Raw genomic sequence first — 25216 nt, forward strand, 5'->3', positions numbered from 1 at the left:
AAATAACATTTAACATCCGAATTTTTCTATGGTTTAGTTTTATCTCCACCTATTTTTCCTTTGCGAAATTAAACCCTCTCCAATAATTCAGTAGCAAACTATCTACATTTTCCAGCCTCTTTTTCATTCGCAACTTGCACAAGATAGTGTTTATATAGGAATAATTTTATTTTGATAGAATATTAATTCCATTCCTCACTTTATATTACTAAAACGAACAAAAAACAAAAAAATCAACCAAACGGTTGATTTTTTTATCTTCTACTATAATGCGTCGTATCAATACCACGCTGCGTTAACCAATGATACGTTTCGCCCTTTACAACAAGAGGTACAGCCTGTAACTCTTCTATCGTCTTTGCACCAAGAGCTGTCATAATAAATTTCAAATCTGTATGTAAAAGATCAATTTCATCCACTAACTTCTCGATACCATCTTGCATTAAAATACGTAAAAAGTATCCAGCAAACGCAGTTGTATTCGCCCCTAATGCGATTGCTTTCGCTACGTCAAGCGCTGTTTGTATACCCCCAGATGCAATAAAAGAGAGGTTATTATTTGTAGAGGTTGCTTCAATAATCGAGGTTGCTGTTTGTATGCCCCAGTTATTAAAATAAGAAAGCATTCGCTGTCTTCTTTCATTTTCAACAGCAGCAAAATTTGTACCACCTTGTCCACCAATATCAATTGCCGTTACACCTATGCTCGCTAGCTGTTGTATTGTTTCCTTACTCATCCCAAATCCAACTTCTTTCACAATGACAGGAACTTTACTATTTAATACAATTTTCTCAATGCGCTGAAGTACACCAGTAAAGTTACGGTCTCCTTCTGGCATCGTTAACTCTTGTATGACATTTAAATGAATTTGCAATGCATTCGCTTCAATCATATCAACGGCACGCTCTGCTTGTTCGATAGTTGCCTCACTGCCTAAATTAGCAAAGAAAATACCATTTGGATTTACCTTTCTGATAATCGTATAAGAAGCAGCCTCACTTTCATCTTTTAACGCCGCCATTTGCGACCCTACAGCCATAGCAAGATTATGATGTTTCGCTACATATGCTAATTGCTCATTAATATGTAACGTTTTCTCTCCCCCACCACCAGTCATCGCATTGATAAAAATCGGCGAACTTAGTGAAAGTTCGCCGATTTTTGTTTCACATGTTATTGTGTCATAACTTGAATTTGGCAATCCTTGATGCACAAAATCAATATCATGAAATCCATGCGTACGAGACTGACCAGTAGAAAGAGCGTATTCAATATGATCTAATTTACGTTTTGCCCTTACCACTTGTACCCCTCTTTATTTCTTTAATTTTTTCAGTTGTTCACCAATAATATCACTTAATTGGAAAGTAGCAGAATCAGCATTTGGTTCATACTGACTGTAATCCTCAATTACATTATTTTCCTCAAGCGTTTCTTTTATACTTAAAGAAATACGTTTCTCTGCAACATGGACTTCAAGCACTTTCACTTTTACTTCTTGTCCCATTTCCAATACTTCATTTGGATTTTTCACGTGACGATTTGCAATTTGAGATACATGCACAAGACCTTCAACGCCAGGTAAAATTTCAACGAATGCACCGAATGTAACAAGACGTTTTACTACTCCCTCACGAATATCTCCAGCTTTTATTTCGCCAGCAACATTCTCCCAAGGTCCTGGCTGAGCTGCTTTAATTGATAAAGAAATACGTTGTGTATCAGCATCAACAGATAATACCTTTACCTTTACCTTTTGACCTTGCTCTAATACTTCAGAAGGTTGCTCTACACGTTCGTGTGAAATTTGTGAAATATGAACTAAACCGTCCACACCACCAACGTTAACGAAAGCACCAAAATCCGTTAATCGTTGCACTGTTCCTTCAACAACGTCTCCTTCTTTTAATGAAGAAATCGCTTCTTTTTTCTTAGAATCTAGTTCTAATTCTACTACTGCTTTATGCGAAAGGATTACACGATTTTTTCCGCGGTCTAATTCAACAATTTTCACGGCTAATGTTTTGCCTTTATAGTCAGTAAAATCTTCTACATAATGTACTTCTACAAGTGAAGCTGGGATAAAACCACGAACACCAAGGTCCACAACTAATCCACCATTCACGATATCTTTTACAGTAACATCAAACACATGACCAGAAGTAAATTTCCCTTGTAATTCTACCCATGCTTTTTCTGCATCAACAGCACGTTTAGATAAGACAAGATCATCTTCTTCTAATTTAATAATTTTCAATTCTAGTATTTGATCTAATTCTACAACATCGCTTGCTTTTTCAATATGAACGTTAGCTAATTCACTAATTGGAATTACGCCATCTGTTTTGTATCCAACATTTACAAGCACTTGTTTCTCTTCAACTTTCGTTACAGAACCTGTAACAACGTCACCAACTTGTAATTCTTTTGAATCCATAACTTCTTCATTCATTTTCTCTACCATGGAAATACCTCCCTACAGAATTGACAAAGCATTTTTTATGTATATACGAAATGAAAACATATGTTTTCATTTGCATGTTTAAGAATTTATCATCACATACTCAGTTTTCATACATTTCACTAGAAAATATATTAAACCTATATAAATAGTATACAGCAAAATCATCTTGAAGAAAGTATGTTTTGAAATATAATAGCGAATATATTCTGAAAGTTTTATCCTTCTTTTACTAACTTCTTACAAATCCGAGCATTTGTCAAGGAAAGAGACTCACAATTCACGCATCCTTTACATTTCTATATAAACAAAAAAGAAAGAGGTTATCCCCTTTCTTTATTTCGCAAATACTCCTGAAACAATACTCATAATTTTTTGGACAACTTCTTCAATTGATAAAGAAGTTGTATCTAATTCCAATGCATCATCAGCTTTCTTTAGAGGAGAAACCTCGCGTTCTGAATCTAATTTATCACGCTGAGCAATTTCTTTTTTTAACTGCTCTAAATTAGAATCGAAACCTTTATTTATATTTTCTAAATGTCTTCTTTCTGCTCTTTCTTCAACAGAAGCAAGCATAAAAATCTTCACTTCAGCATCTGGTAACACATGTGTACCAATATCACGGCCATCCATTACAACGCCGCCTTTTTCCGCTAACTCTTGTTGACGACGTACCATTTCTTCACGAACAAGGCGATGTTTCGCCACAATAGATACTCGATTCGTCACCTCAGGTGTACGAATTACTTCAGAAACATCTTGTCCATTTAAAAATACAAGTTGTGTATTTTCTCCTTGCTGAAACTCAATATTTACATTCTTTACAACTTCCATTAACTTCTCTTCATTTTCAATGTCCACTTTTTGTTCAAGGGCTGCATATGTAATCGTGCGGTACATTGCGCCTGTATCAATATAAACGTAAGAAAGTTTCTTTGCCACAACTTTTGCAACCGTACTTTTTCCAGCAGCTGCTGGACCATCTATAGCAATTGAAATTCGTTTATCCATTGTAACACCTCATTTTTTCACTTATAAAACAAAACGAAAAGCAGGTATTCTCCTGCTTCTTCTCATTTGCTTCACGTCATTAAATCCTCAATTATTGTAGCATAATCCTTCATAGAAGAAAATGAAAACTACCTATTCACCTGTAAGATTTCTGCTTTGTTTTTTACCATGACACCTTCATAATAAACAATTTTAGATAAATATTTCACTGATGACTTATGTATAAATAACAATTGCACAACAGAAAGACAAATGAATTGTATTACTAATATACGAATAAAAATTTTCTCCATCTTTTTCAATGTAATTGCTCCCTCCTATCCTACATTTACACATTTCGTTTCGTGATTTTATACATCTTATATATAGCAGCTAACTTTATTGTCATTTTCGATGCATACTTTTATACATTTCCATTGTCGAATTTACTCAAAACATGTTATGTTCTAAATGTATTTTTCAACTTGAAAGGGGTATAAGCATTGAAAAGAATCCTAGTTTTACACACAGGTGGAACAATTGCAATGGAGGAAGATAAAGAAACTGGGGTCGTACAGCCAGGTGAAAAAAATCCTCTTTTAAAATTTATTCCTGATTTAGAAGGCGATGTTGATTTAATCGTTGAAGACGTGTTCCATCTACCATCTCCTCATATGACACCGAGCGAAATGTTACAATTACAAGTCATCATTGATGAAAAAGTAAAACAAGACAACATTCATGGCGTAGTCATTACGCATGGTACGGATACATTAGAAGAAACAGCCTATTTCTTAGATTTAACAGTGCAAGCAACTATTCCAATCGTTGTAACAGGTGCAATGCGTTCTAGTAATGAATTAGGTGCTGATGGTCTATATAACTTCTTATCGGCTGTAAAAGTAGCTAGCTGTAGTGAAGCTGCTGAAAAAGGTGTTTTAGTCGTATTAAACGACGAAATCCATTGCGCTACAAATGTAACGAAAACACATACAAGTAACGTGGCAACATTCCAGAGTCCACAGTATGGACCAATTGGTATGGTAACAAAGCGCGGCGTTGTATTCCATCACGCTTTAGTACACCATGAAACATATTCAGTAAATAAGGTTTCTAAAAACGTAGTTGTTCTAAAAGCATACGCTGGTATGGACGATACATTGTTAGCAGCAATTGAAAACCTTCCAGTAGACGGGATTGTTATTGAAGCACTTGGACAAGGTAATTTACCTCCAAGAACACTTCCTAGTCTAGAACGATTAATCGACAAAGGAATCCCTATCGTATTAGTTTCTCGCTGTTTCAATGGCATCGTGCAAGATGTATATTCATATGAAGGTGGCGGCAAACAATTAAAAGATATGGGTATTGTATTCACATACGGTTTAAATGCTCAAAAAGCACGTATTAAATTATTAGTTGCATTAGAGAATACAAATTCTCATGAAACAATCCAAAATATGTTTATGCACAATTAAAAAGAAGCTGTCGAAGTTTATTTCGACAGCTTCTTTTTATATTTCTCTTGACGCAATGGTTTGCGCAATCGCATCCCCATGAAATCGACCGTTCTCAATAAATATTTCATTCGCATTATTTCCAGCAGCAATTACACCTGCAATGAAAATATTTTCAGCGTTCGTTTCCATTGTATCCTCTGCATAAATCGGACGTCCTGTTTCTTCATCAATCCGAACACCCATCTTCGTTAAGAAACTATGATCAGGATGGTAACCAGTCATCGCAAATACAAAATCATTTTGGATTGTATATGCCTCATCATCGACTGTAAACGTTAATGTATGTTCAGTAATTTCTTTCACGTGAGCCCTGAAATGCATTTGAATTGTGCCGCTTCGTACTAACGCCTCAAACTCCGGCAAAATCCACGGCTTAATGCTTGGTGAATACTCACTTCCGCGATATAAAACCGTTACACGCGCACCGGTTTTAACAAGTTCTAACGCGGCATCTATACTCGAGTTTTTCCCACCTATAACTACTACATCTCGATCAAAATAAGGATGTCCCTCTTTAAAATAGTGAGCTACTTTCTTCAGTTCCTCGCCGGGAACATTCATATAATTTGGATTGTCATAATATCCAGTTGCTACAACAACATATTTCGCTATATATATTTCTGTACTTCCGTCACGCTTTGTTGTCTCAACATGAAAAACTTCTCCATCTTTTTGTACTTTCTCCACTCGCTCAAAAGCATTTACACGTACAGATTTACGCTTTACTACTTCACGATAATACGCAAGCGCTTGATTTCGAACTGGCTTACGATTTTCTGTAATAAAAGCTACATCACCAATTTCTAATTTTTCACTAGAAGAGAAAAATGTTTGATGAGTTGGATAATTATAAATCGCATTTACAATGTTTCCTTTTTCAATTACTAACGGATTTATCCCTACCTTTTGCAACGAAATTGCTGCTGCTAATCCGCACGGACCGCCTCCAATTATGATAGCTGTTTCTTTCTGCATACTCAGCTCACTCCTAGTCTTCTACCAATACGCTATTTATAAAAACAAGAAAAAACCTACTTACAGCAGTAGGCACCTATCTTTATTGTATTCATTTTTCATATATTTGTCATCTAAACGAAACGTACATCCGATAGACATCTGCTAAAAACTGCTGAAATTTAATACCTTGTTTCCCTAATACATTTTCAGGATCAATCTTTCTAGCTGGGTCAAGTGTTTTATGTGATACGATATCTTTCTTCGGATTCAAGCCGAAGTTTTGACATAAATACGCATGATACCACGTAAAACGGGTATATGCTTCCCAAAAGTTAACATCACCGCCATAACAAAGTTCCACTCCAATGGCAGCCTTATTAGCATCATAACCATATAAGTCATTATCTGTCGGCACACCATATCGAACGTGATAGGCAACTTCATTTATAGGAACAATTTCCAATATTGTTTTATCATCTATAAATGTATGTGCCGAAGCTTTCGGTTGTATTTCATTAAAATAATCCCGATTCCCTATCGCATTGCTACCAGGGTTCCCCGTATCATGACTTACAATAAACCTTACTTTAGAAAGAGGAATTCCCGGTCGTGAACTTCCATACCCAATATAGTTACGCTCTATAGGAAACATCGCCATTACTACCAACTCCTGCTTCAGAAGATTACCTTACTTCTTTATATATGTATTCGGTAGCAATGTCCTTATCGCATATTTCTTACGCGAAGAGAAAATCGAAAATATTTGATGTGAACACCATAAATAATAAAATACTTACAGCAACTCCATAAAAACCGTAAAACCAAACACAATCTTCTTTCGTATCTAAACCGAAAAATTTATTTACAGATTGTAATAATGTGCCGCGCTTACTTTGTTTGTTTCTTAATACTTCCACTCGTTCTACAACATCTGCTGGCATCATAAATCTTTGGTCTACTGTCATTTTCATCATTTATCTCTCCTTAAAATCATTTCCGTTTTGTTTATCTAAGGAAAGTATAGCACGTTTGTTCGTGTAGAACAAGCGTTCTTTTTTTGTTTTTATTTTATTTTTCAACAATCCAAGTAAGAATTGAGATTACAAAAGCGATAATCGGCCCTACTACAACTGCACCAAATATTAAAAACAGTAGTCCTTCTCCGAACATCCGAACGTTACTTGTTTTTCGGGCTTTCATCGTTCTTGAGAGTCCTCCCTCTAACCTCTTAACCTTTTCTTCTAATTGTTCTACTCGTTCCATCATTTCATTTTCCATATACAACACCTCACACTAATACTTCAACAAAAAAAACGTGATTCCCTCGAAAGGAATCACGTTTTCTCACGATATAATATTATACCCAACCTCTGAAGCGACTTGCTTCAGCCATTTTACGAACACCGACCATATACGCAGCTAAGCGCATGTTCACTTTACGAACTTGTGCTGTTTCATAAATAGAATCAAATGATCTTACCATTACTTTTTCTAAACGTTGTTCTACTTCTTCTTCAGTCCAGTAGTAACCTTGGTTATTTTGTACCCACTCAAAGTAAGATACTGTTACACCGCCAGCACTTGCTAATACGTCTGGAACAAGTAAAATTCCGCGATCTGTTAAAATTTTAGTTGCTTCTAATGTTGTTGGACCATTTGCAGCTTCAACAACGATTTTTGCTTTAATATTATTAGCATTTTCTTCTGTAATTTGGTTCTCAATTGCAGCTGGAACTAAAATGTCGCAATCAAGTTCTAACAATTCTTTGTTTGAAATTGTATTATTAAATAGTTTTGTTACTGTACCGAAGCTATCACGACGGTCTAATAAATAATCAATATCTAATCCGTTTGGATCATGCAATGCACCGTAAGCATCCGAGATTGCAATAACTTTCGCGCCTGCATCATGCATAAATTTAGCTAAGAAGCTACCAGCATTACCGAATCCTTGAACAACAACGCGTGCACCTTTAATATCAATGTCGCGTTTTTTTGCAGCTTCGCGAATACAAATTGTTACACCTTTCGCCGTTGCTGTTTCACGTCCATGTGATCCACCTAATACAAGTGGCTTACCTGTAATAAATCCTGGTGAATTAAATTCATCAATACGGCTATATTCATCCATCATCCATGCCATGATTTGAGAGTTTGTGAATACATCTGGAGCTGGAATATCTTTCGTCGGTCCTACGATTTGGCTAATTGCTCGTACATAACCGCGGCTTAATCTTTCTAACTCACGGAATGACATTTCACGTGGGTCACAGATAATTCCACCTTTACCTCCACCGTATGGTAAATCAACAATACCACATTTTAAACTCATCCAGATTGAAAGTGCTTTCACTTCATTTTCTGTTACATTCGGATGGAAGCGAATTCCACCTTTCGTTGGACCAACAGCATCATTATGTTGTGCACGATATCCTGTAAATATTTTAACAGTCCCGTCATCCATACGAACTGGTATTTTCACTGTCATCATACGAATTGGTTCTTTTAATAATTCATATACTTCGTTTGGATAACCCAATTTTTCTAATGCTTCACTAATAACAATTTGTGTCGAATTCAATAGTTCAAAATGTTGTTCCCTTTGTTGTTGTGTTTTTGTTTGAGTTCCCTTTTCGGCTACCATAGTAAGTAAACCCCCTGTAATTTCACTTGTTTAGTAAACCTTCATTGCCTAGTATACACCGTTAAATTTGGAATGCAATAGAAAACGCTAACAAATATATACAAACTATTTCCTGTTGCAAGCGTTTTCACTATCATTATAGTCCTTTTATTGCTTTTAGAAAAGTAAAATACTTAAATATTTAAATATTTTTTATTTTACTTATATATAACAACTTAAGAAGATATTTTTAAGTATTGTAAAGAGCGCCCAAATATTTATGATTCCCGCTATACCATTAATCGTTTTGACATTTTCAGACCAACATTTTAGGTTTCTCCAAATAAAAAACAAAACCTTAGCTTTGTTATATTAGCTAAGGTTTTGTTTTTTCACAAAGTAATTGTGTATTTGTTCAATTGCTTGAGAAGCCATTAATTCTTTACCATACTCCATTAGACGATAAATAGTTGCTGTAGACGGATTACCATATTCCGCTAAAATAGCTATAAAATCTGCCTTCAGTAATTGAACTTGCTCTTCTTCTTCCATCCAAAGATAGAAACGCCCATCCCACGTATATAGTTTTCCGCCAGTTACATCAAGGTTATATAAACGATTCGACAGGTTAATTACGTCATCTAGTGTAGCAAACTCATAAAGTATATGCTCGCTTTCATCTAGAGTCACTTGCATTTCAATAAACTCGTCACGGAACTCATCATCTGTATCCACATCTTGATGTTCTTTCGTTACAATTACGACCATTCCTTGCGCTTGTAGAGAAAATACTTCAACTGCAATCGGGCCATCCGCTTCAAACCCTAGTTCCTTATTTGCTTCTTGCATCATATCACGAAATAATTGCTGTACTTTCGGTGCATTTCTCCACAAATCTTCTTTCGTTAATCCTCGTTCAGATAAATCATCAAATGTTAAGAAAATTTTTATCTTATTGTAATTTAATCGTTCCAGCCTCATCTCATACCCTCCCTACGTAACCAATGAATATAATTTTTATTATATGAAATAGAAAATAGATGGTTCTTTTCGAACAACTATTCTAACATTTTTAACCAATCATCCCATTCTTCTTTCGTATCACCAATTAGGCATGTTTGAATGTTCAACTGATCTCGAGTACCTATTTCTCCTATAAACCCAACAGAAAGTTTCTCACTTTTTTCTTGCAACAAATTCATGTCCTTCATCGTGTTCTTAAGTTCTCGTTCCTCATCAAAAGAGACTACTACATATGTAGGTTGTATTTGCTCAACAGCTAACAAAATACCATCTTCCGCTAAGCTTGACCTAATATATATCACCTCATATCCTTTTAAGCGTAAATACGTTGAGAAAACAAACCCTTTCAACATATTATTTTCTAACACGACAACTTTGTGTATAGAAGCAAATGATGATGCATTATGATACACCATTCCTAGACGAGTTTGTAAAAATGATACGACATATTGGAATTGCACCATTGTAACTTCATTATTATTTTTTAACGTTAACAATTTATTTGACACTTGAAGAACAATACTTGCTATGACTTTTTCTGTTGCATAAATACTGAAAGCCTCGTTTAACAATGCAGAAGTTGTAATTTCATCAAATTTTAACAAAGCTTGCAGTAAATCGTCCACTAAAACAACTTCTCTATCGTAATGTATTTCTTTTTGAACATTACTCTGCAAACGATTCCCTTCTAATAATTGAACTGCTTGTCCAATCATCATGCCGGAAGACACCTTGTCCATTAACCATTTCAAAATTTGAATATGCTCTTCTGTATATAATCGATGCCCCGCATGATTCCGCTTTGGGGCAATAATTTGATATCGTCTTTCCCATGCACGAAGCGTACTCGGCTGAATTCCAATTATATTCGAAACAGCTTTTATGTTATATTTCCCGTTTAGAGTTGGCATCATTTCCCTCCGCATAACGTAATAATATGTGTTTGAGCAGGTGCTCGGAAGCGAAGTGGAATCAACGTTGTTCCATACCCATTACTAACAAAAAGAGTCATATTTGAATGCTTATATACGCCACCTTTTAAATATTTTTTAGATGGGAATAATCGAATCTGTCCTCCATGTGTATGTCCACTTAACACAAGTGAAATTTGTTCTTTTCCAGACATTTTATTTATTATATCAGGGTTATGGCTAATTAATATGCGAAAACCATCTTCTTTGCAATCAGCCAAAGCTAAATCTAAACGATCACGCTTCAAACCAACATCATCTACACCGAGTAAACAAATTTTTTCTCCTAGTTCAGACTCAAATACAACTCTTGTATTATCTAAAACTTTCACATTATTTTCTAATAACAAAGCATCTAATTCATGATATTCAATCTCATAATCATTATTTCCCCACACAAAATATACAGGAGCTATCGCTCTTAACTTTTGTATATTTGCAGAAATTTTAGATAAAGGGACGCCTCTTTCCGCTAAATCACCGCCAATAATTACAAGGTCTACTTTTCCTTTTACTTGTTCAATTAATGAACTTGAAATGACCCTTCTATGAATATCAGAAATAAAAAACACCTTTACTTTTTGAAAACTTTTCGGAAATTCTTCAAAAAGTAAAGTATGTTCTAACACAGTATTACGCATCGCTTCTGTATACATTACAAGAAGAAATATAATACCAATACATATGAGAGCACTTAATAAGATAATCCATATCATATATTTTTCACTCCCTTCCGCATAAAGATAATTCTCAGTTTTTATAGTAGGTATGTTACTAGCTATCCTGCTTTGCGGACTTATCTTTTATCGGAATTTTTATTTCTTGACCTACATTCACTTCATCTTCTTGTAAATCATTATACTTTTTAATCACTTCAATCCCAGTTTCATCTGAAAAATATTGCTTCGCTATACTTTCTAAAGTTTCTCCTTCTTTTACCGTATGCGTTACTACTTTCTCAGATGTTACCTCAGACTCAGATTTAGCTGAATCAAAGAAAATGACCTCAAACGCACTTTTCCCAGCGTTATTACCATCACTTTTCACCTGAATATATTTATCTGTATACCATAAGATACTAATTGGTAGTAATATGAATAGAAATGTTAAAACTCGGACGAAAATATGATTCATTTTAAACTTTTCTTTTTTCTCTTTATTTCTATGAATTTCACTACGCGGCGGTAAACTTTCTTTTTCTTCCACTCGCTCAACTTCTAATTCCTCTTCGAAATCAGGAATTCGTTTTCTCATGTTGTTCACCACCACCTTCCATTTATTTTCTTAATTGGAGTCCCATTATAAAATCAACAAGAAAGTGTGCAAAGATTGTTATAAACAAATTTCCTGTCCATTCAAACACATAACCAAAGACAAAACTAATGAAACAGACGAAACAAAACAAAAATGGCTTTGTTATATACCGAATATGTAACACTGCAAATACTAAACTCGCTATTATAATTCCAAAGTGCGTCTGCACTACACCTCTAAATAAAAATTCTTCTGCAAAGCCGATAATGAACGTAATAACGAGTAGGTGCATAACTGACATTCCTTGAAACATCTTATCGTTAATACCACCATCATCAAACCAAGACTCTGGAAATACTCGCATTGCAACATAATCTAATAACACAATACCAATCGCCAACAAGCCACCTATTATAAGTATAGACACCGGTTCCCACTTCCACAGACTATACACCGATTTTATATCTCGGAATAATACATATGCTAGTAAACAACCGATACCGATAATAATGAACTGTGTGATATACAGATTCAGCCTTATTTCTTTCGGACTCATATCTTCAATATTATGCCTTTGAATGTTCATCATTCCCCCATCTTTTCTAGACCGAAAAGCTTTTGTAACTCTGTTTCCCAATTATAGTCGAAATCCGATTGTTGCGCTTGTCTTTTTTTATAATCTGTTTTTGTAATACCACAATAGTCACAGCAATTTTTCAACTCGTTCTCTTTTCTATAACCGAACTGTTGTAACAAATATTCACGCCTACATTCTTTCACTTGTATCCACGATTTCATGTTTTCTAGCTCACTATATTTATTACGTAGCCTTATTTCTACTTCAGCTATTAATCTGTTCATAATTTCATCTGACAAGCTCTCTAATTTTAATTTTCGCTGTTGTATGATTCCAAGCTGTTCAAGATGATAGCGAATGAAACGCCAATATTGTTCATTAAATCTTGCTGCATTATAACAAATTTCTTCTACCTCTTCTATTGGTAATTCTTTCGTTTGAAACATTCTTTCTTGTAGTAAAGAGAATAAAAATTGTATTTGCGACTGACTTGGCAATTCATCTTCAATTATCGAAATTGGTAAATCGTGATCTAACGGACTACATAGTAAGATAGCTATACTCGGTTCACCATCTCTTCCAGCTCTTCCGATTTCTTGTAAATAGGAAGCTATATTAGTCGGATAATGAAAATGAATAATATAGCTCGTATTCGACTTATTTACTCCCATACCAAAAGCACTTGTACATATTACAAGCTGCAACTGGTCATTCATAAACTGCTGTTGAATTAACATACGCTCTTCATGTTCCATACCACCATGATAAAAAGCGACACCAGTCACGCCTTTTCCTCTTAAATACTCCGTTAAACGTTCTGTCCACGCTCTGCTTGAACAATATACAATCCCTGGCCCTTGTAAATACATCACCTGGTTCAAAAGCGCTTCTTTCTTCTCTTCTATCGTCTCCACAAATTGTACTTCCATCGCAATATTTGGACGATCAATAGAGTATACATGCTGCGTCACTTTCTTCAAATCTAAACTCTCTGCTATATCTCGGAGTACATCTTTTGTCGCTGTTGCCGTTAATGCTAGCACCGTAGGAGACCCGATATTTTCAATGACTACATTTAGTTTTTTATAGTCTGGCCTAAAATCATAACCCCATTGTGAAATACAATGAGCCTCATCCACAACAAATAATGAAATATGAACTTTCTTCAATTCTCTTATTAACACTTCCGACTGCAACATCTCTGGTGAAACAAAAATAAATTTATATGAAGCTAATTTTTTCATCGCTTCTCTTTTTTCATGTAATGTCCGAAAACTATTAAATGCTATTACTCGGTTTTTCACAACATACTTTAATTGTGTAACTTGATCTTCCATCAAAGATAATAATGGTGATACAACAAGCACGGTTCCTTCTTGCATTAGCCCTGGAAGTTGATAGCACATAGACTTCCCTCTTCCAGTCGGGAGCATTGCTATAACATCTTTTCCTTCTAATAAATCTGTAATGACCCCTTTTTGCCCTGTACGAAATTCAGAATATCCAAACCATCTATATAAATATTCCTCAAGCTTCATTTATACCCTCCATCCGCGCCAATACAAGACGAACTTCAAAATAAGAGATACCCTCTCCAACCGCTTGTTTCAACTCACGCAACTTACGTGTTTGTAATGCCTCAATTACTTTTGTTACTTTATCTATTTTGTCTTTTTCCATAAACATCTCGATTGAAAACTCTTTTTCCCGCAAAGCAATTTCAACAAAATGATCTTCTATCGTTGCAACCTTTAAATTTCTAATTGTCGCTATTTCATCTAAAGAGCGTCCTTGTCTCCAAAAATTATATGTTTTTTTCGTTGATAAACTAAATAATTCAGCTCTCTCATTTGGATAAGAGATAATCTCAGCTAATAGCGGAAATTCATTTTCTTTATCATGAACTTCTTGTATAAAGAAGTGAATTGTACCCCAAAATAAAAAATACACCCGGAATATATCTTGTTTCGTAATTTCCGCTAATTGCTGCAATGTACAACCGATACGTTCATATCCTGTTAATCTATATGTTACAATCGTCGCTTCTACCACATCACCTTTTCCTAAAAGATTATGTATTTCTTTCCATAATCTTTTAGCCAATTCACTTCGCCTATATGGTATACCTGTTAAAAAGCGTTTTACCCACATCATTATTTCTGTATCTTGTTGAATGGGAATAAATTTCGTATTATTCTGTTGTAAATTAGATATAGTTTGAATAATTAATGATAAACGTTTCCAAAATGTTTCACCTAATTCACCATAGTGTAAACCATGTAAATGCGCGGGAAAAGCATACACTTCCTCCCATGTATGTAACTGCATTTTACCTTTAGATGTTAACAAATATGTATTTTCATGTATTTCTCGAATCAAATCTGCTTGCAACAACTTTGCAACTTCACGATCGTAGTCTGTTCTATTTAACGATTTATATATTCCAAACAAAAATGAAATTCGGAACATATTTCCATCTTGTAACGTTTGCGAAGATCGTTTTCCTTTTAATAAATAATAAATAGAAGAAACGGTCCTTTCACCATTCAATTGTTTTAAACAATACAATAAAGTATATTGTAGTTGCATTACCGCTTCCACCTTTCAATCTAGCTTAATTACTTTTTAGTATGATTGCACTTACTCATTAAACTTATCATATCGGCACTATGTACTTGTATATAGTATATTGTACCAAACGAAATAACATTTACGTATTTTGAAAATCTTATGACATAATGCAAAAATTAGTTGACACTCTAATTGATAAGGATTATCATTATAATTTTATGTTGAAAAGTTTTAAAAACCGTTTTACAATAAGGTTATAATTTTTATGGCGAGCTTTTCACATACATATTATCAGGAGGGAAAAAAGATGGCAAAATATACAATCGTTGATAAAGATACTTGTATCGCATGTGGTGCTTGCGGCGCTGCTGCACCAGACATTTATGATTATGATGATGAAGGTATTGCATTTGTAACGTTAGACGATAACCAAGGTATCGTTGAAATTCCAGATGTATTAATTGAAGATATGATGGATGCATTCGAAGGTTGTCCAACTGACTCAATTAAAGTTGCTGATGAATCATTTGATGGCGACTCTTTAAAATTCGAATAGTCTTTTATTAACTTCAAAAAATATCCCTCATTCATATGAGGGATATTTTTTGTTTTCTATTTTCATTCTACTTAATAAAAAACCACTAGTAGTTCCATACTACTAATGGTTTTATTTTATATTTTATGCATTTTTCATTTTTGCAAACACCCATACTTTCAGGCGTGAGAATAACGCTACAAATACAATTGTCACAACAATTCCTTTAATCAAATTAAATGGTAAGATTGCCGTTACAACCGTTGTTCTTATAGCCTCGCTAGACATAGCTGGTGAATTTAAAAACCAAGTGTAAGCTGGGAATATAATGATGTAATTTAATACACTCATAATGAGCGCCATTGTAATTGTCCCTAGCATTAATCCTGTCGTTAAACTCTTAACAGTACGATACTTTCTAAATAAGAAAGCTGCCGGTCCAATAAATAAACATCCTGCAATAAAGTTAGCAATTTCTCCAACTGGCACTCCCGTTAAACTCCCTTGAATCCCGTAATGTAAAATATTCTTTATCGCCTCTACAATTATCCCTGCAACTGGCCCGAAAATAATTGCTGCAATTAGAGCTGGTACATCACTAAAATCAATTTTTAAAAATGGCGGAAGCCCTGGAAACGGGAAATCCAACATCATCAGTAAATATGCAATACTACTTAGCATCGCTACACTCACCATCTGCACTACACTGTTTTTTTGTTTCATCTTTCTCTCTCCTTTTCCATCGATCATCTCATGGAAAGTGGAAAGGTTCTGCTATGCCTACTTTTTCATAGAACGAAAAAACCCTTTGTGTTTTACACAAAGGGAGAATTTAAGGCACATCAAACAGACGTTCAAATCCATATCTTTTTTGAACGCTTGAACCTCCATCTTCTCCCATCCAGACTATACTGTCGGCTTTGGAATCACACCAAATCCTGCCTTAACGGCTCGCGGGCTTAGAACAAAATCACATATAGTTCATCACCGCCGGTCGGGATTTTCACCCTGCCCCGAAGATAGACCGATATTCTATTTTCCACTTTATTATACAACAACATAATCGTATTGTGAACAAAAAAAGTGTAACTTATTAAAAATAAGTTATTAATTTTATATAATTAAAACCAATCACTATATTTTACAATACACCCCAGATTTTTTAGTATTCGGCATTTCCCCTATGAATCCCCTAGTCATATATAATGAAAAGTGATAAGATGTTGAATTGTTAAGATAAGAACATTTTCTGGATTATGGAGGAAATGTCATGAAAAAAGAAAAGAGACACTCTATTCGAGAAGCAATGAAAAAAAACTTAAGAAAAGAATACTTTTACTTAAAAAAAGAATTACTTTTCTACTGTCCAATTGATTTAGGCACATTCTCAAGCGAGACATACTATGCTGCTTTCGATGAAGATGGCATCAGTATTTATCAGTATGATAAAAAAACAGAGAGTAAATTAAAACTGTGTGAGCGTCACCCATGGAAGAGTTGGAATAAAGTGAAGGTCGATCATTATTTGACAACTTCTCAATTTATTTTTCAAGGTGAGCGAAACTGGATATTATCCCTTTTCCAAAAAGGAAAAGAAGCTCAAACAATAATTGAAGAGCACACATCTTTACAAACTGAAGTTGTTTCCCGTTCTTTCTTGAAAAAACTTCCAGGGTTCCGTTCTAATGCACCGTTGAATAAATACATCGGCAGCATTTGCTACACTGCACTTATTGCATTTTTATTAAAATGGATGATTCCATTTCAAGCACCACAAATCGCCCTGTACTCCATTTCAATCGGTTGTATGCTTCTTGGTTTACTTTGTTTGACAATCGGTTTAATTGAACCGACTATTGTACTATTTCGAACGAACGAAAAAACAAGAACGAAAGTATTTTACTTATATAGCTACTTAGCTATTTCTGGATTTATATGTGTCTTTATTTTTTGGTAAAAAAAGAGCTAGTTTAACTAGCTCTTTTTTTACTTTACGTATAATTGTTGATTTGGATAAATCCGATCTTGCTGCAGTCCATTTTTATCTTTAACTTCCTTAACTGACATACTAAATTTCCGTGCAATACTAACTAAAGTGTCCCCTTTTTGGACGACATATAAGGATGAGGAAACAACTTCATTTCTCTGTTCATTTAGAACAAGCAATGGATTCATCGCATTCTTTTTCGCCATCGTCCATCTTCCTTGATGAACTTCTAAATGTAAGTGTGCACCTCTCGATTCTCCAGTATTTCCTACTTCTCCAATTATTTCTCCTTTTGAAATATAATCCCCTTGAACTACATATCTCTTATTTAAATGCGCATACACAGCCTCATATTCTCCATGTTTAATAAATACAACGTTTCCATAACTACTTGAATAATAAGACTTTGTTACCTTACCTTCTTGAATAGCTGCCACAGGCGTGCCAATCGGTGCTGCTATATCTATACCGTAGTGTTTTCCATGCCTTGTCCCAAAATAATCACTTATCTGCCCTTCAACAGGCCATGTCCATTGATTTCCCTCTGCGTACACATGTAATTGAGATAAAAACAATACCGTCAATAACATGACGCCACATTTTAACACTTTCATATACATCCTCCGTTTTCTAATTAACACCATACCTTCTCTATTTTGGTATATTACAGAAAAAAGTATACAAAAAAAGAAAGTGAATCACTCCACTTCCTTCTCTTTTTTATCACGAAAAACGATTGCACTGCGATTATACTCCACATCTTTTACTTGTAATCGAGCGTTTATTACTCTAGCTATCGCAAACAAATAATCAGATAATCTATTTACATACTTTAGAACAACTTCATTTATTTTCCCTTCTTTTTGCAAGGACACTACACATCGTTCTGCTCGCCTTACAACTGTACGTGCAATATGAATAGCAGCTGCCGCTTCGCTTCCACCTGGTAAAATAAAACGCTCTAACGGCGGTGCTTCTTCTATATACGAATCAATCCTTCTTTCTAAGCTTTCAACCATTTCAACCGTTACTTTATAAGGAATTTTCCCCTCTACTATCGCCAAGTCTCCCCCGCAATCAAATAGTTCATGTTGAATATTTTCAAGTTCATTGTAAATATCTCCAAAAGATCCGCCTTGTAGCTTAGTCATTGCATATCCAATATGAGAATTCGCCTCATCTATCGTGCCATATGCTTCAACTCGAATATTATCTTTATCCACTCTGCCGCCTATTACACTTGTTGTCCCTTTATCTCCTGTTTTCGTATATAATTTCATCGCTTCACGACACCCCTCTTGCTATTCTTCATTCGACTAAGATAGAAAAAAAGTTCTACTATTATTTATTTAATTGATTTTACAAAAAAATAAAAAACAGTAGAACTTTATTCATTATCAACTTTAAAAACGTATATCTAAATTATACGATTCGGTAAATATACAGAGAATGTAGTTCCCTCTCCAACAACACTTGAAACAGCAATTTTACCATCATGGCCTTGCACAATATTTTTTGCAATCGCAAGCCCGAGCCCCGTTCCACCTTTTTTCCCACGTGTTCTTGCTTTATCAGCTTTGTAGAAACGATCAAATAAAAATGGAATATCTTCTTCTGGAATACCAGCGCCCGAATCTTGTACTTCAAAAGTAAGACCATTATTTTTCGTATTAATTACAAGCGTTACATGTCCGCCTGCATTCGTATGACGAATTGCGTTATCAATTAAATTCGTCAATACTTGTTCCATACGATCTGCATCAAACGGGTATTGTTCAATTGGATTCTGAAAATCAACCGTTAATGCGACTTCTTTATCCTTTGCAATTCCTTGGAATTTACGACCTATTTTTTCAACGAAAGGATGAATATCAACTTCACCTATATGTAACTCTACATTACCACTTTCCATACGCGCTAAATCTAATAGTTCATTTACAAGTTTACCTAAACGAACGGATTCATCATAAATAATTTGAACAAACTCATTAATTTCTTCTTTCGTTTGCACAATATCATCTAAAATCGCTTCACTATACCCTTGAAGCATTACCATCGGTGTACGAAGTTCATGTGATACGTTCGCAATAAAGTCTTGACGCATCTTCTCAAGACGGCGTTCTTCCGTCATATCACGTAATACAGCTACAGCGCCACGAATTTTCGTTTGGTTGTAAAGCGGCGTCATAAGAACTACATAGTTCCCTTTTTGTAAATTAATTTCAACCACTTGTTGTTGTTCACTTTCTACAACGAGATGGAATAGTTCAACAAGTTCAGAAGGTAGTTTTTTACTGAGCTCTACTTCCTTTTCCTCTTGCCAAACTTGTAAGAAATGTTCAGCCGGCGGATTAATTACAACGACTTCACCTTCTTGGTTTAACGTAATAACCCCATCTGCCATACTACTTAAAATACTAGCTAACTGTTCTTTTTCTTGCTGCAGGGCATTCATATTAAACTTCAACTGTTTCCCCATTTGATTTAAGGCCGTTGCAAGCTCACCAATCTCATCCTGAGATACCATAGGTGCTTTCGCATCAAACTTCCCACGCGCGACCTCAAAAGCAACCTCACGCATTTTACGGAGTGGTGCTGTAATTCGAGTAGATAAGAAGAATGCAAAGAACGTTGTTAATATAATCGCAATCCCTGCTGATAAGAATATAAAATCAGTCGTTCTCTCCATACCTTGTATCGGTACTTGTAAAGATTCGTATACGAACACTGCACTTTGATTTTTTGAATGCACTGGTTTTCCGACAATCATAATATCATTTTCAGTGTTTTTATTCTTTCTACTATTAGAGGCTTTTCTAATGTTATTCTTAATTTCTTTTTTGTCTGTAAAAACAGCCGCTAATTCTTTGTCTTCTTTCAAATCATCCATTGTAAGAGTGACTAATCCTTCTTGTTTCGGCGAAGAAGATATTTCTTTACCATCTTCTACAATAATGATCCTTGAAAGTGGATCAGAGAATTTGTACGCGATATTCTCAATCGTTTTTACATCGGCACCTTCTTCAATTAACTCTGAAACACTTGTTGCAACTTTTTGAAGCCTAGCTTCACTCATATCAACATAATATGTTCTAAAAAACTGTGAAAGTAAAATCGCAACAAATCCGAGCACAAACGAAACGAGAAGTAATATAGTCATCCATAACTTCCCTACTACACTTCTCCAAAGCATCAGTCGTTCACAACCTCAAATTTGTAACCTACGCCCCAAACGGTAACAATCATCTTCGCAGCATCTGGTGATTTTTTGCTTAACTTCTCACGTAAACGCTTTACATGCGTATCAACTGTACGTAAATCTCCGAAGAATTCATATTGCCATACTTCTTTTAACAATTGCTCACGATCAAATACCTTATCAGGCGCTTTCGCTAAGAATAATAGTAATTCATACTCTTTCGGTGTTAAGTTTACTTCATTACCATCTGCTGTAACACGGTGTGCATCATTATCAATTGTTAAATGCGGGAACACAGTAACATCTTTTGTCGTTGTATCTTGTGTAAAGAACGTTGTTGGTACAGAACGGCGTAAGACCGCTTTCACACGAAGCACTACTTCACGTGGGCTAAATGGTTTCACAATATAATCATCAGTTCCTACCTCAAACCCTTGTACTCGGTTTACTTCTTCACCTTTTGCCGTCAACATAATAATTGGCGTCGCTTTCTTCTCACGAACCCCTTTACACACTTCAATACCATCTTTACCTGGCATCATAAGATCTAATAGGATTAAATCGTAATCATTTTGTAACGCCATTTCTAAAGCTGTATCACCATTGTCCGCTTCTTCAATTGTATATTGTTCTCTTTCTAAATACATTTTCAACAAACGACGAATACGATCCTCATCGTCTACAATTAAAATTCTTGATTCATTTTCCATTTCTACCCGTTGCGTACTTTTACCACAACGGTTTACACCTACCCTTCTACACTAGTATGTTGCGCTATTCTCGTTTATTTAAGCAATCTTCTAAATGTTTCACTTCCCATATTATGCTTCACAAGAATAATAAAGTTTGTTCAATTTTTTTCCAAAACTATGTATTTTTTTTGAACAGGATATAATGTCCTCGACATCATTTTACAAAATCAACCGCTACTTTGTCATGTTTTTCTCAAAAAAGAAGAAAAATTGACAAAAATAAAATAGGAAAGTGACATTCACTCTCCTATTTTATTTCTCTATGCGTATGAATGTAAACCCGCGATAATTAAGTTTACTACAATAAAGTTAAACATAATGATTGCAAAACCAATTACCGCTAACCACGCTGACTTCTCTCCGTGCCACCCTTTTGATAAGCGTAAATGTAATACCGCCGCATAAAAAAGCCAAGTAATAAGCGCCCAAACCTCTTTTGGATCCCAACCCCAAAAACGTGTCCACGCTATTTGAGCCCAAATCATGGCAAAAATTAATGCACCTAATGTGAAAACCGGGAATCCAATTGCAATAGAACGATATCCGATTTCATCCAGTAAATCACTATTTGTATTCTTTACTAACGGCTGAAGTGCTGCCGATACTCGTTTGCGTAAAACAAGTCTTAATACAATATAAAGTAATGTCCCAACTAACACTGACCAAATAACAGTATTTAATTTTTTCGCATTTACAATCGCTGGAACTTCAACTGTCGGTTCTAATTTATTTTCTGTCAATAACTTTCCTTCGTGCGGTCCTACTAAAGCTGGAAGATTGTACTTCATTTCCACTTGTTGTTCATTTTTATCAATCCATTGAAACTTTGCTTCATATTTCATACTAGAAAATAACGTTGTCACTCCAATAAAACCAACTGTACAAACAAGTGTGAACACTACCGTTTCTAACCAAAATGTACGTTTGCTTCTCGTTGATTGGTCTACATTTTTCAATAAATACATAACGCCCGTAATAAAACTAATTGCTAAAATAGCTTGTCCTGCTGCTGCAGTCGTCACGTGAATATGCAACCAATTACTTTTTAAAGAAGGAATAAGCGGAGATATTTCCCTCGGAAACATACTTGCGTAGGCAATTAATAAAAGTGCAACTGGTAATGCAAAAAGTCCGATTATACTTACGCGATACATAAAATACATGACAATAAACGCTCCGACAAGCATCATGCCGAAAAATGTACCGAATTCAAAAAAGTTACTAACTGGTGCATGTCCTGATGCAATCCATCTTGTAACAAAATATACTGTTTGTGCAATAAACCCTAAAATTGTAATCGTTATTCCTATATTTGCCCATTTATGACCTTTTTCTTTAATTGCTCCCCCGAAAAATAGAGTTGCAATTAAATATAAAATAAATGCGGTAAAGAGAAAGTTACTACTTATTTGCACCATATCGTTTCCCCACCTTAACTAATTTTTTTATCCACTACTTTATCGCTTGGCTGCGGAATTGCCGTACCTTCTAGTACTCTTTCAATATCTTTCTTTAAACCGAACCAATTTTTATTCGTGTGTCCTGCAATCCACCATTCATCATTAACGCGTTGTATCCAAATACGGCGATGATTCCAATACATCCCTTGAATAACACCCACCATAAATATAAATCCTCCAATACCGAGAATCCAAAGCGTTAAATCTTTCCTTACAGTAAGTGCTGTTGCATTTTGCATTTCCACACCTGCAAACGACATTTTATATTTATTATTTCCATCAGGTTCTATATTTTGCTGAATACCAACAAAACTCACTTCACCATCTGGTGTTTCAGGCGTAAACATTTTAAACACAAATGCAGGGTTGTTTGGTAATTTCGTTTTCGTATTTGGTCTTCCACTCTCATCAAAATAAAAATCTGGAAAATAGCTTAATAGTTCTAAAGAATAACCATTTCCTAAATCAAATTTTTCTGTAGGATTCGTTAAATCTACTTTAATCGGTCCCCACTTTTGATTATTTTCTTTGTTTTGCAAATGGAATGACATGCTTTTAAATTCACTTTCTTTGTAATCCACTTGATATATAGCAAATTGATCAAATTTCAGCGGTTCATTCACTCGAATTTCCGCTTCTTTTACTTTTTCTAATTTCGGTTTTTGTCCTGCTATATTTTCGCCGACCGCTTTATATAATACAGCATTCGTTTGGAAGTTTTTCGCAATCATTTTATCGCCTACACGATCAATCGCTTCATCAAAAACTTCCTTGTCCTTACTTTTATCATAAACTTCCTTAATAAATTTCTCGTTTTTTAAATAGTATTGACCATCCGTTCCTGGTATTTCTTTCGTTTCACCATCACGTAACCAAAGGGCTTCGTCTACGTACATACTCGGTAAAAAACGGAGCATTGCACCGAATAAAAAGATAATGAGACCGATATGATTCACATATGGACCCCAGCGTGAAAACCGTCCCTTTTCCGCCAAAATATTTCCGTCTTCCACTTTCACGTTATAGTTTCTTTTCTTTAAATTCTTTTGCACTCTTTCAAGATCACCATCTTGCGGTGTACCAGTACCGTATAATCTTTGTCTCTTTAAAAAGCTAGGGTGTCTTTTCACCCCTTGCTTCTTTAAAGCTTTATAAAGTGGAATGACACGGTCTAAGCTACATATCACAAGTGAAATACCAATTGAAGCAATTAAAATCATATACCACCATGAACCGTATAAATTATTAAATCCTAATTGATAGTATAGTTGCCCTAAAAATCCGTATTCTTGCTTATAATATTCAGCTGGTGCAATTCCTGGAGTTATGTACATTTCTTGCGGAAAAATAGTTCCTATTGCTGATGCAGCTAAAGTGATTACAATGAGCCATACACCCACTTTTACAGAAGAGAAAAAGCTCCAAATTTTATCGACTATCGTTTTTGTTTGTGTGAGAGATCTCCGAGCACTCCCCTCATAACGCATATCCAATAGTTTTATATTTTCATTGCTTTCAAATGGTTTCCCACATGCTTCACAAAAAACAGTTCCTATCGGATTCACATGTCCACATTCACACTTAATTTCTTTCAACACTCTCACCGCCCCTATATCTATATGTACTATTGTATATTCTACCCTCAAGTTACCGCAATACTCAGAATTTTTAAATCAGAGGCACTATAAGGATGCACCTCATATGTAAAGGCTTTCTTTATTACGGAGTAATTTTCTTTAAATATCCTTCTAACTGTTCTTTCGTTTGTTCACCTATAATTTGTTCGATTACTATTCCATCTTTATTAATCAAAAAGCTTGTCGGTAATGGTCCTACCCCATATGTGCTTATGATTTTTGTTCCTTTATCAATAGCAACTGGGAATTTCAAATCATATTGTTTCACAAAGTTCTTAACAGCAATATCTGTTTCATCTGCATCTAACGCAATAATTTCAACGCCTTTTTCTTTATACTTTGGATATAATTCGTTCATATAAGGCATTTCTTTTTCACACGGTTTACACCAAGTGCCCCAAAAGTTTAAAAATACACCTTTTCCCTTTAAATCTTTTAATTCAATTTTCTTTCCTTCTAAATCTGTTACAACAAAGTTAGGTGCTTCTTTTCCAATTTGCATTTTCTCTTTATCAGCAAAAAATCCTTGATAAAGTGTAAATCCTACAGCACCGCATAAAATGAGTAGAATAATAACACGAAATAATAAGCGATTTTTTTTCATATTGTCTCCCCTCTCTTCGACGAGTGATGAATATATGTATTTTTTAATAAATCACCAGCGGAGCATTCCACTGGTGAAAGTTTCACACTAT

27 protein-coding genes and 1 riboswitch are annotated in these 25216 nt (G+C 34.9%); of the genes, 3 read left to right on the plus strand and 24 right to left on the minus strand.

The features are described from left to right. Positions 1–254: 254 nt before the first annotated feature. The 4 genes from QCI46_RS20155 to QCI46_RS20170 form a co-directional block, all read right to left on the minus strand. Entirely contained in the window at positions 255–1304 is a 1050-nt protein-coding gene (locus tag QCI46_RS20155; protein ID WP_098089027.1) for a type 2 isopentenyl-diphosphate Delta-isomerase, read from the minus strand. A 12-nt stretch (positions 1305–1316) separates the two neighbouring features. Beyond that, entirely contained in the window at positions 1317–2465 is a 1149-nt protein-coding gene (rpsA, locus tag QCI46_RS20160) for a 30S ribosomal protein S1 (protein WP_353841253.1), read from the minus strand. Positions 2466–2798: 333 nt separating this feature from the next. Next, positions 2799–3476, minus strand: coding sequence for a (d)CMP kinase (gene cmk, locus QCI46_RS20165; RefSeq protein ID WP_000361262.1), 678 nt, complete (start codon positions 3474–3476; stop codon positions 2799–2801). A 128-nt stretch (positions 3477–3604) separates the two neighbouring features. Further along, positions 3605–3778 carry a YpfB family protein gene (locus QCI46_RS20170; protein WP_000738047.1) on the minus strand — a complete coding sequence of 58 codons (174 nt, stop codon included), beginning with the start codon at positions 3776–3778 and terminating at the stop codon, positions 3605–3607. Between the two features lie 180 nt (positions 3779–3958). Here QCI46_RS20170 and ansA point away from each other — a divergent pair, with 180 nt between their 5' ends. Beyond that, complete coding sequence (gene ansA, locus QCI46_RS20175; protein ID WP_088110189.1) at positions 3959–4933, plus strand: asparaginase; 975 nt, start codon at positions 3959–3961, stop codon at positions 4931–4933. Between the two features lie 36 nt (positions 4934–4969). On the opposite strand, the gene QCI46_RS20180 is transcribed toward ansA, so the two are convergent. From QCI46_RS20180 to QCI46_RS20235, 12 genes are all read right to left on the minus strand, one after another. Continuing rightward, the gene (locus QCI46_RS20180; RefSeq protein ID WP_193671417.1) at positions 4970–5950 is read right to left on the minus strand and encodes a YpdA family putative bacillithiol disulfide reductase; all 981 of its coding nucleotides are present in this window, start codon (positions 5948–5950) and stop codon (positions 4970–4972) included. A 109-nt stretch (positions 5951–6059) separates the two neighbouring features. Continuing rightward, positions 6060–6590, minus strand: a complete 531-nt coding sequence (locus QCI46_RS20185) for a peptidoglycan recognition protein family protein (RefSeq protein WP_001240648.1) — start codon at positions 6588–6590, stop codon at positions 6060–6062. A gap of 79 nt (positions 6591–6669) precedes the next feature. Then, positions 6670–6906: a DUF3961 domain-containing protein gene (locus tag QCI46_RS20190; RefSeq protein WP_001983018.1), complete on the minus strand. Its 237-nt coding sequence runs from the start codon at positions 6904–6906 to the stop codon at positions 6670–6672. A gap of 94 nt (positions 6907–7000) precedes the next feature. Then, positions 7001–7210, minus strand: a complete 210-nt coding sequence (locus QCI46_RS20195; protein WP_098802964.1) for a hypothetical protein — start codon at positions 7208–7210, stop codon at positions 7001–7003. Between the two features lie 79 nt (positions 7211–7289). Then, complete coding sequence (gudB, locus tag QCI46_RS20200) at positions 7290–8576, minus strand: NAD-specific glutamate dehydrogenase (RefSeq protein WP_000225171.1); 1287 nt, start codon at positions 8574–8576, stop codon at positions 7290–7292. A 351-nt stretch (positions 8577–8927) separates the two neighbouring features. Continuing rightward, on the minus strand, positions 8928–9536 hold the full coding sequence (locus QCI46_RS20205; protein ID WP_001235391.1) for a genetic competence negative regulator: 609 nt from the start codon (positions 9534–9536) through the stop codon (positions 8928–8930). Between the two features lie 77 nt (positions 9537–9613). Continuing rightward, positions 9614–10489, minus strand: coding sequence for a MerR family transcriptional regulator (locus QCI46_RS20210; RefSeq protein WP_353841254.1), 876 nt, complete (start codon positions 10487–10489; stop codon positions 9614–9616). After that, positions 10489–11265 carry a metallophosphoesterase gene (locus QCI46_RS20215; RefSeq protein ID WP_000637808.1) on the minus strand — a complete coding sequence of 259 codons (777 nt, stop codon included), beginning with the start codon at positions 11263–11265 and terminating at the stop codon, positions 10489–10491. The genes QCI46_RS20210 and QCI46_RS20215 overlap by 1 nt, the downstream gene beginning before the upstream one ends. Before the next feature lie 58 nt (positions 11266–11323). Continuing rightward, on the minus strand, positions 11324–11803 hold the full coding sequence (locus QCI46_RS20220; protein WP_353841255.1) for a LysM peptidoglycan-binding domain-containing protein: 480 nt from the start codon (positions 11801–11803) through the stop codon (positions 11324–11326). 22 nt (positions 11804–11825) lie between these two features. After that, the gene (locus tag QCI46_RS20225) at positions 11826–12389 is read right to left on the minus strand and encodes a CPBP family intramembrane glutamic endopeptidase (protein ID WP_353841909.1); all 564 of its coding nucleotides are present in this window, start codon (positions 12387–12389) and stop codon (positions 11826–11828) included. Continuing rightward, on the minus strand, positions 12389–13918 hold the full coding sequence (locus tag QCI46_RS20230) for a RecQ family ATP-dependent DNA helicase (protein ID WP_098122438.1): 1530 nt from the start codon (positions 13916–13918) through the stop codon (positions 12389–12391). The genes QCI46_RS20225 and QCI46_RS20230 overlap by 1 nt, the downstream gene beginning before the upstream one ends. After that, positions 13908–14969, minus strand: a complete 1062-nt coding sequence (locus QCI46_RS20235; protein ID WP_048561351.1) for a YpbB family protein — start codon at positions 14967–14969, stop codon at positions 13908–13910. The genes QCI46_RS20230 and QCI46_RS20235 overlap by 11 nt, the downstream gene beginning before the upstream one ends. A gap of 289 nt (positions 14970–15258) precedes the next feature. Here QCI46_RS20235 and QCI46_RS20240 point away from each other — a divergent pair, with 289 nt between their 5' ends. After that, entirely contained in the window at positions 15259–15507 is a 249-nt protein-coding gene (locus QCI46_RS20240; protein WP_001151994.1) for a ferredoxin, read from the plus strand. A gap of 123 nt (positions 15508–15630) precedes the next feature. Here the strand turns inward: QCI46_RS20240 and QCI46_RS20245 are convergent, their stop codons facing one another. Continuing rightward, entirely contained in the window at positions 15631–16209 is a 579-nt protein-coding gene (locus QCI46_RS20245) for an ECF transporter S component (RefSeq protein ID WP_000810851.1), read from the minus strand. A 162-nt stretch (positions 16210–16371) separates the two neighbouring features. After that, positions 16372–16511, minus strand: a riboswitch (FMN riboswitch). A 245-nt stretch (positions 16512–16756) separates the two neighbouring features. Here QCI46_RS20245 and QCI46_RS20250 point away from each other — a divergent pair. Next, positions 16757–17443: a hypothetical protein gene (locus tag QCI46_RS20250; RefSeq protein WP_353841256.1), complete on the plus strand. Its 687-nt coding sequence runs from the start codon at positions 16757–16759 to the stop codon at positions 17441–17443. Between the two features lie 29 nt (positions 17444–17472). On the opposite strand, the gene QCI46_RS20255 is transcribed toward QCI46_RS20250, so the two are convergent. From QCI46_RS20255 to resA, 7 genes are all read right to left on the minus strand, one after another. Next, positions 17473–18087, minus strand: a complete 615-nt coding sequence (locus tag QCI46_RS20255) for a peptidoglycan DD-metalloendopeptidase family protein (protein WP_000866129.1) — start codon at positions 18085–18087, stop codon at positions 17473–17475. Between the two features lie 84 nt (positions 18088–18171). Next, on the minus strand, positions 18172–18753 hold the full coding sequence (locus tag QCI46_RS20260; protein WP_098802974.1) for a cob(I)yrinic acid a,c-diamide adenosyltransferase: 582 nt from the start codon (positions 18751–18753) through the stop codon (positions 18172–18174). 137 nt (positions 18754–18890) lie between these two features. Beyond that, a complete protein-coding gene (gene resE / locus QCI46_RS20265; RefSeq protein ID WP_000964666.1) occupies positions 18891–20666 on the minus strand; it encodes a sensor histidine kinase ResE in 1776 nt (591 codons plus the stop codon). Then, positions 20666–21382, minus strand: coding sequence for a DNA-binding response regulator ResD (resD, locus tag QCI46_RS20270; protein WP_000426862.1), 717 nt, complete (start codon positions 21380–21382; stop codon positions 20666–20668). The genes resE and resD overlap by 1 nt, the downstream gene beginning before the upstream one ends. A 302-nt stretch (positions 21383–21684) precedes the next feature. Further along, positions 21685–22842: a cytochrome c biogenesis protein ResC gene (gene resC / locus QCI46_RS20275; protein WP_098078692.1), complete on the minus strand. Its 1158-nt coding sequence runs from the start codon at positions 22840–22842 to the stop codon at positions 21685–21687. A gap of 14 nt (positions 22843–22856) precedes the next feature. Beyond that, on the minus strand, positions 22857–24482 hold the full coding sequence (gene resB, locus QCI46_RS20280; protein WP_098047363.1) for a cytochrome c biogenesis protein ResB: 1626 nt from the start codon (positions 24480–24482) through the stop codon (positions 22857–22859). 121 nt (positions 24483–24603) lie between these two features. After that, positions 24604–25125, minus strand: coding sequence for a thiol-disulfide oxidoreductase ResA (gene resA / locus QCI46_RS20285; protein ID WP_353841257.1), 522 nt, complete (start codon positions 25123–25125; stop codon positions 24604–24606). Between the last annotated feature and the right edge of the window lie 91 nt (positions 25126–25216).

It is taken from the genome of Bacillus cereus group sp. RP32, assembly GCF_040459735.1.
GTDB classification, from domain to species: Bacteria; Bacillota; Bacilli; order Bacillales; family Bacillaceae_G; genus Bacillus_A; species Bacillus_A wiedmannii.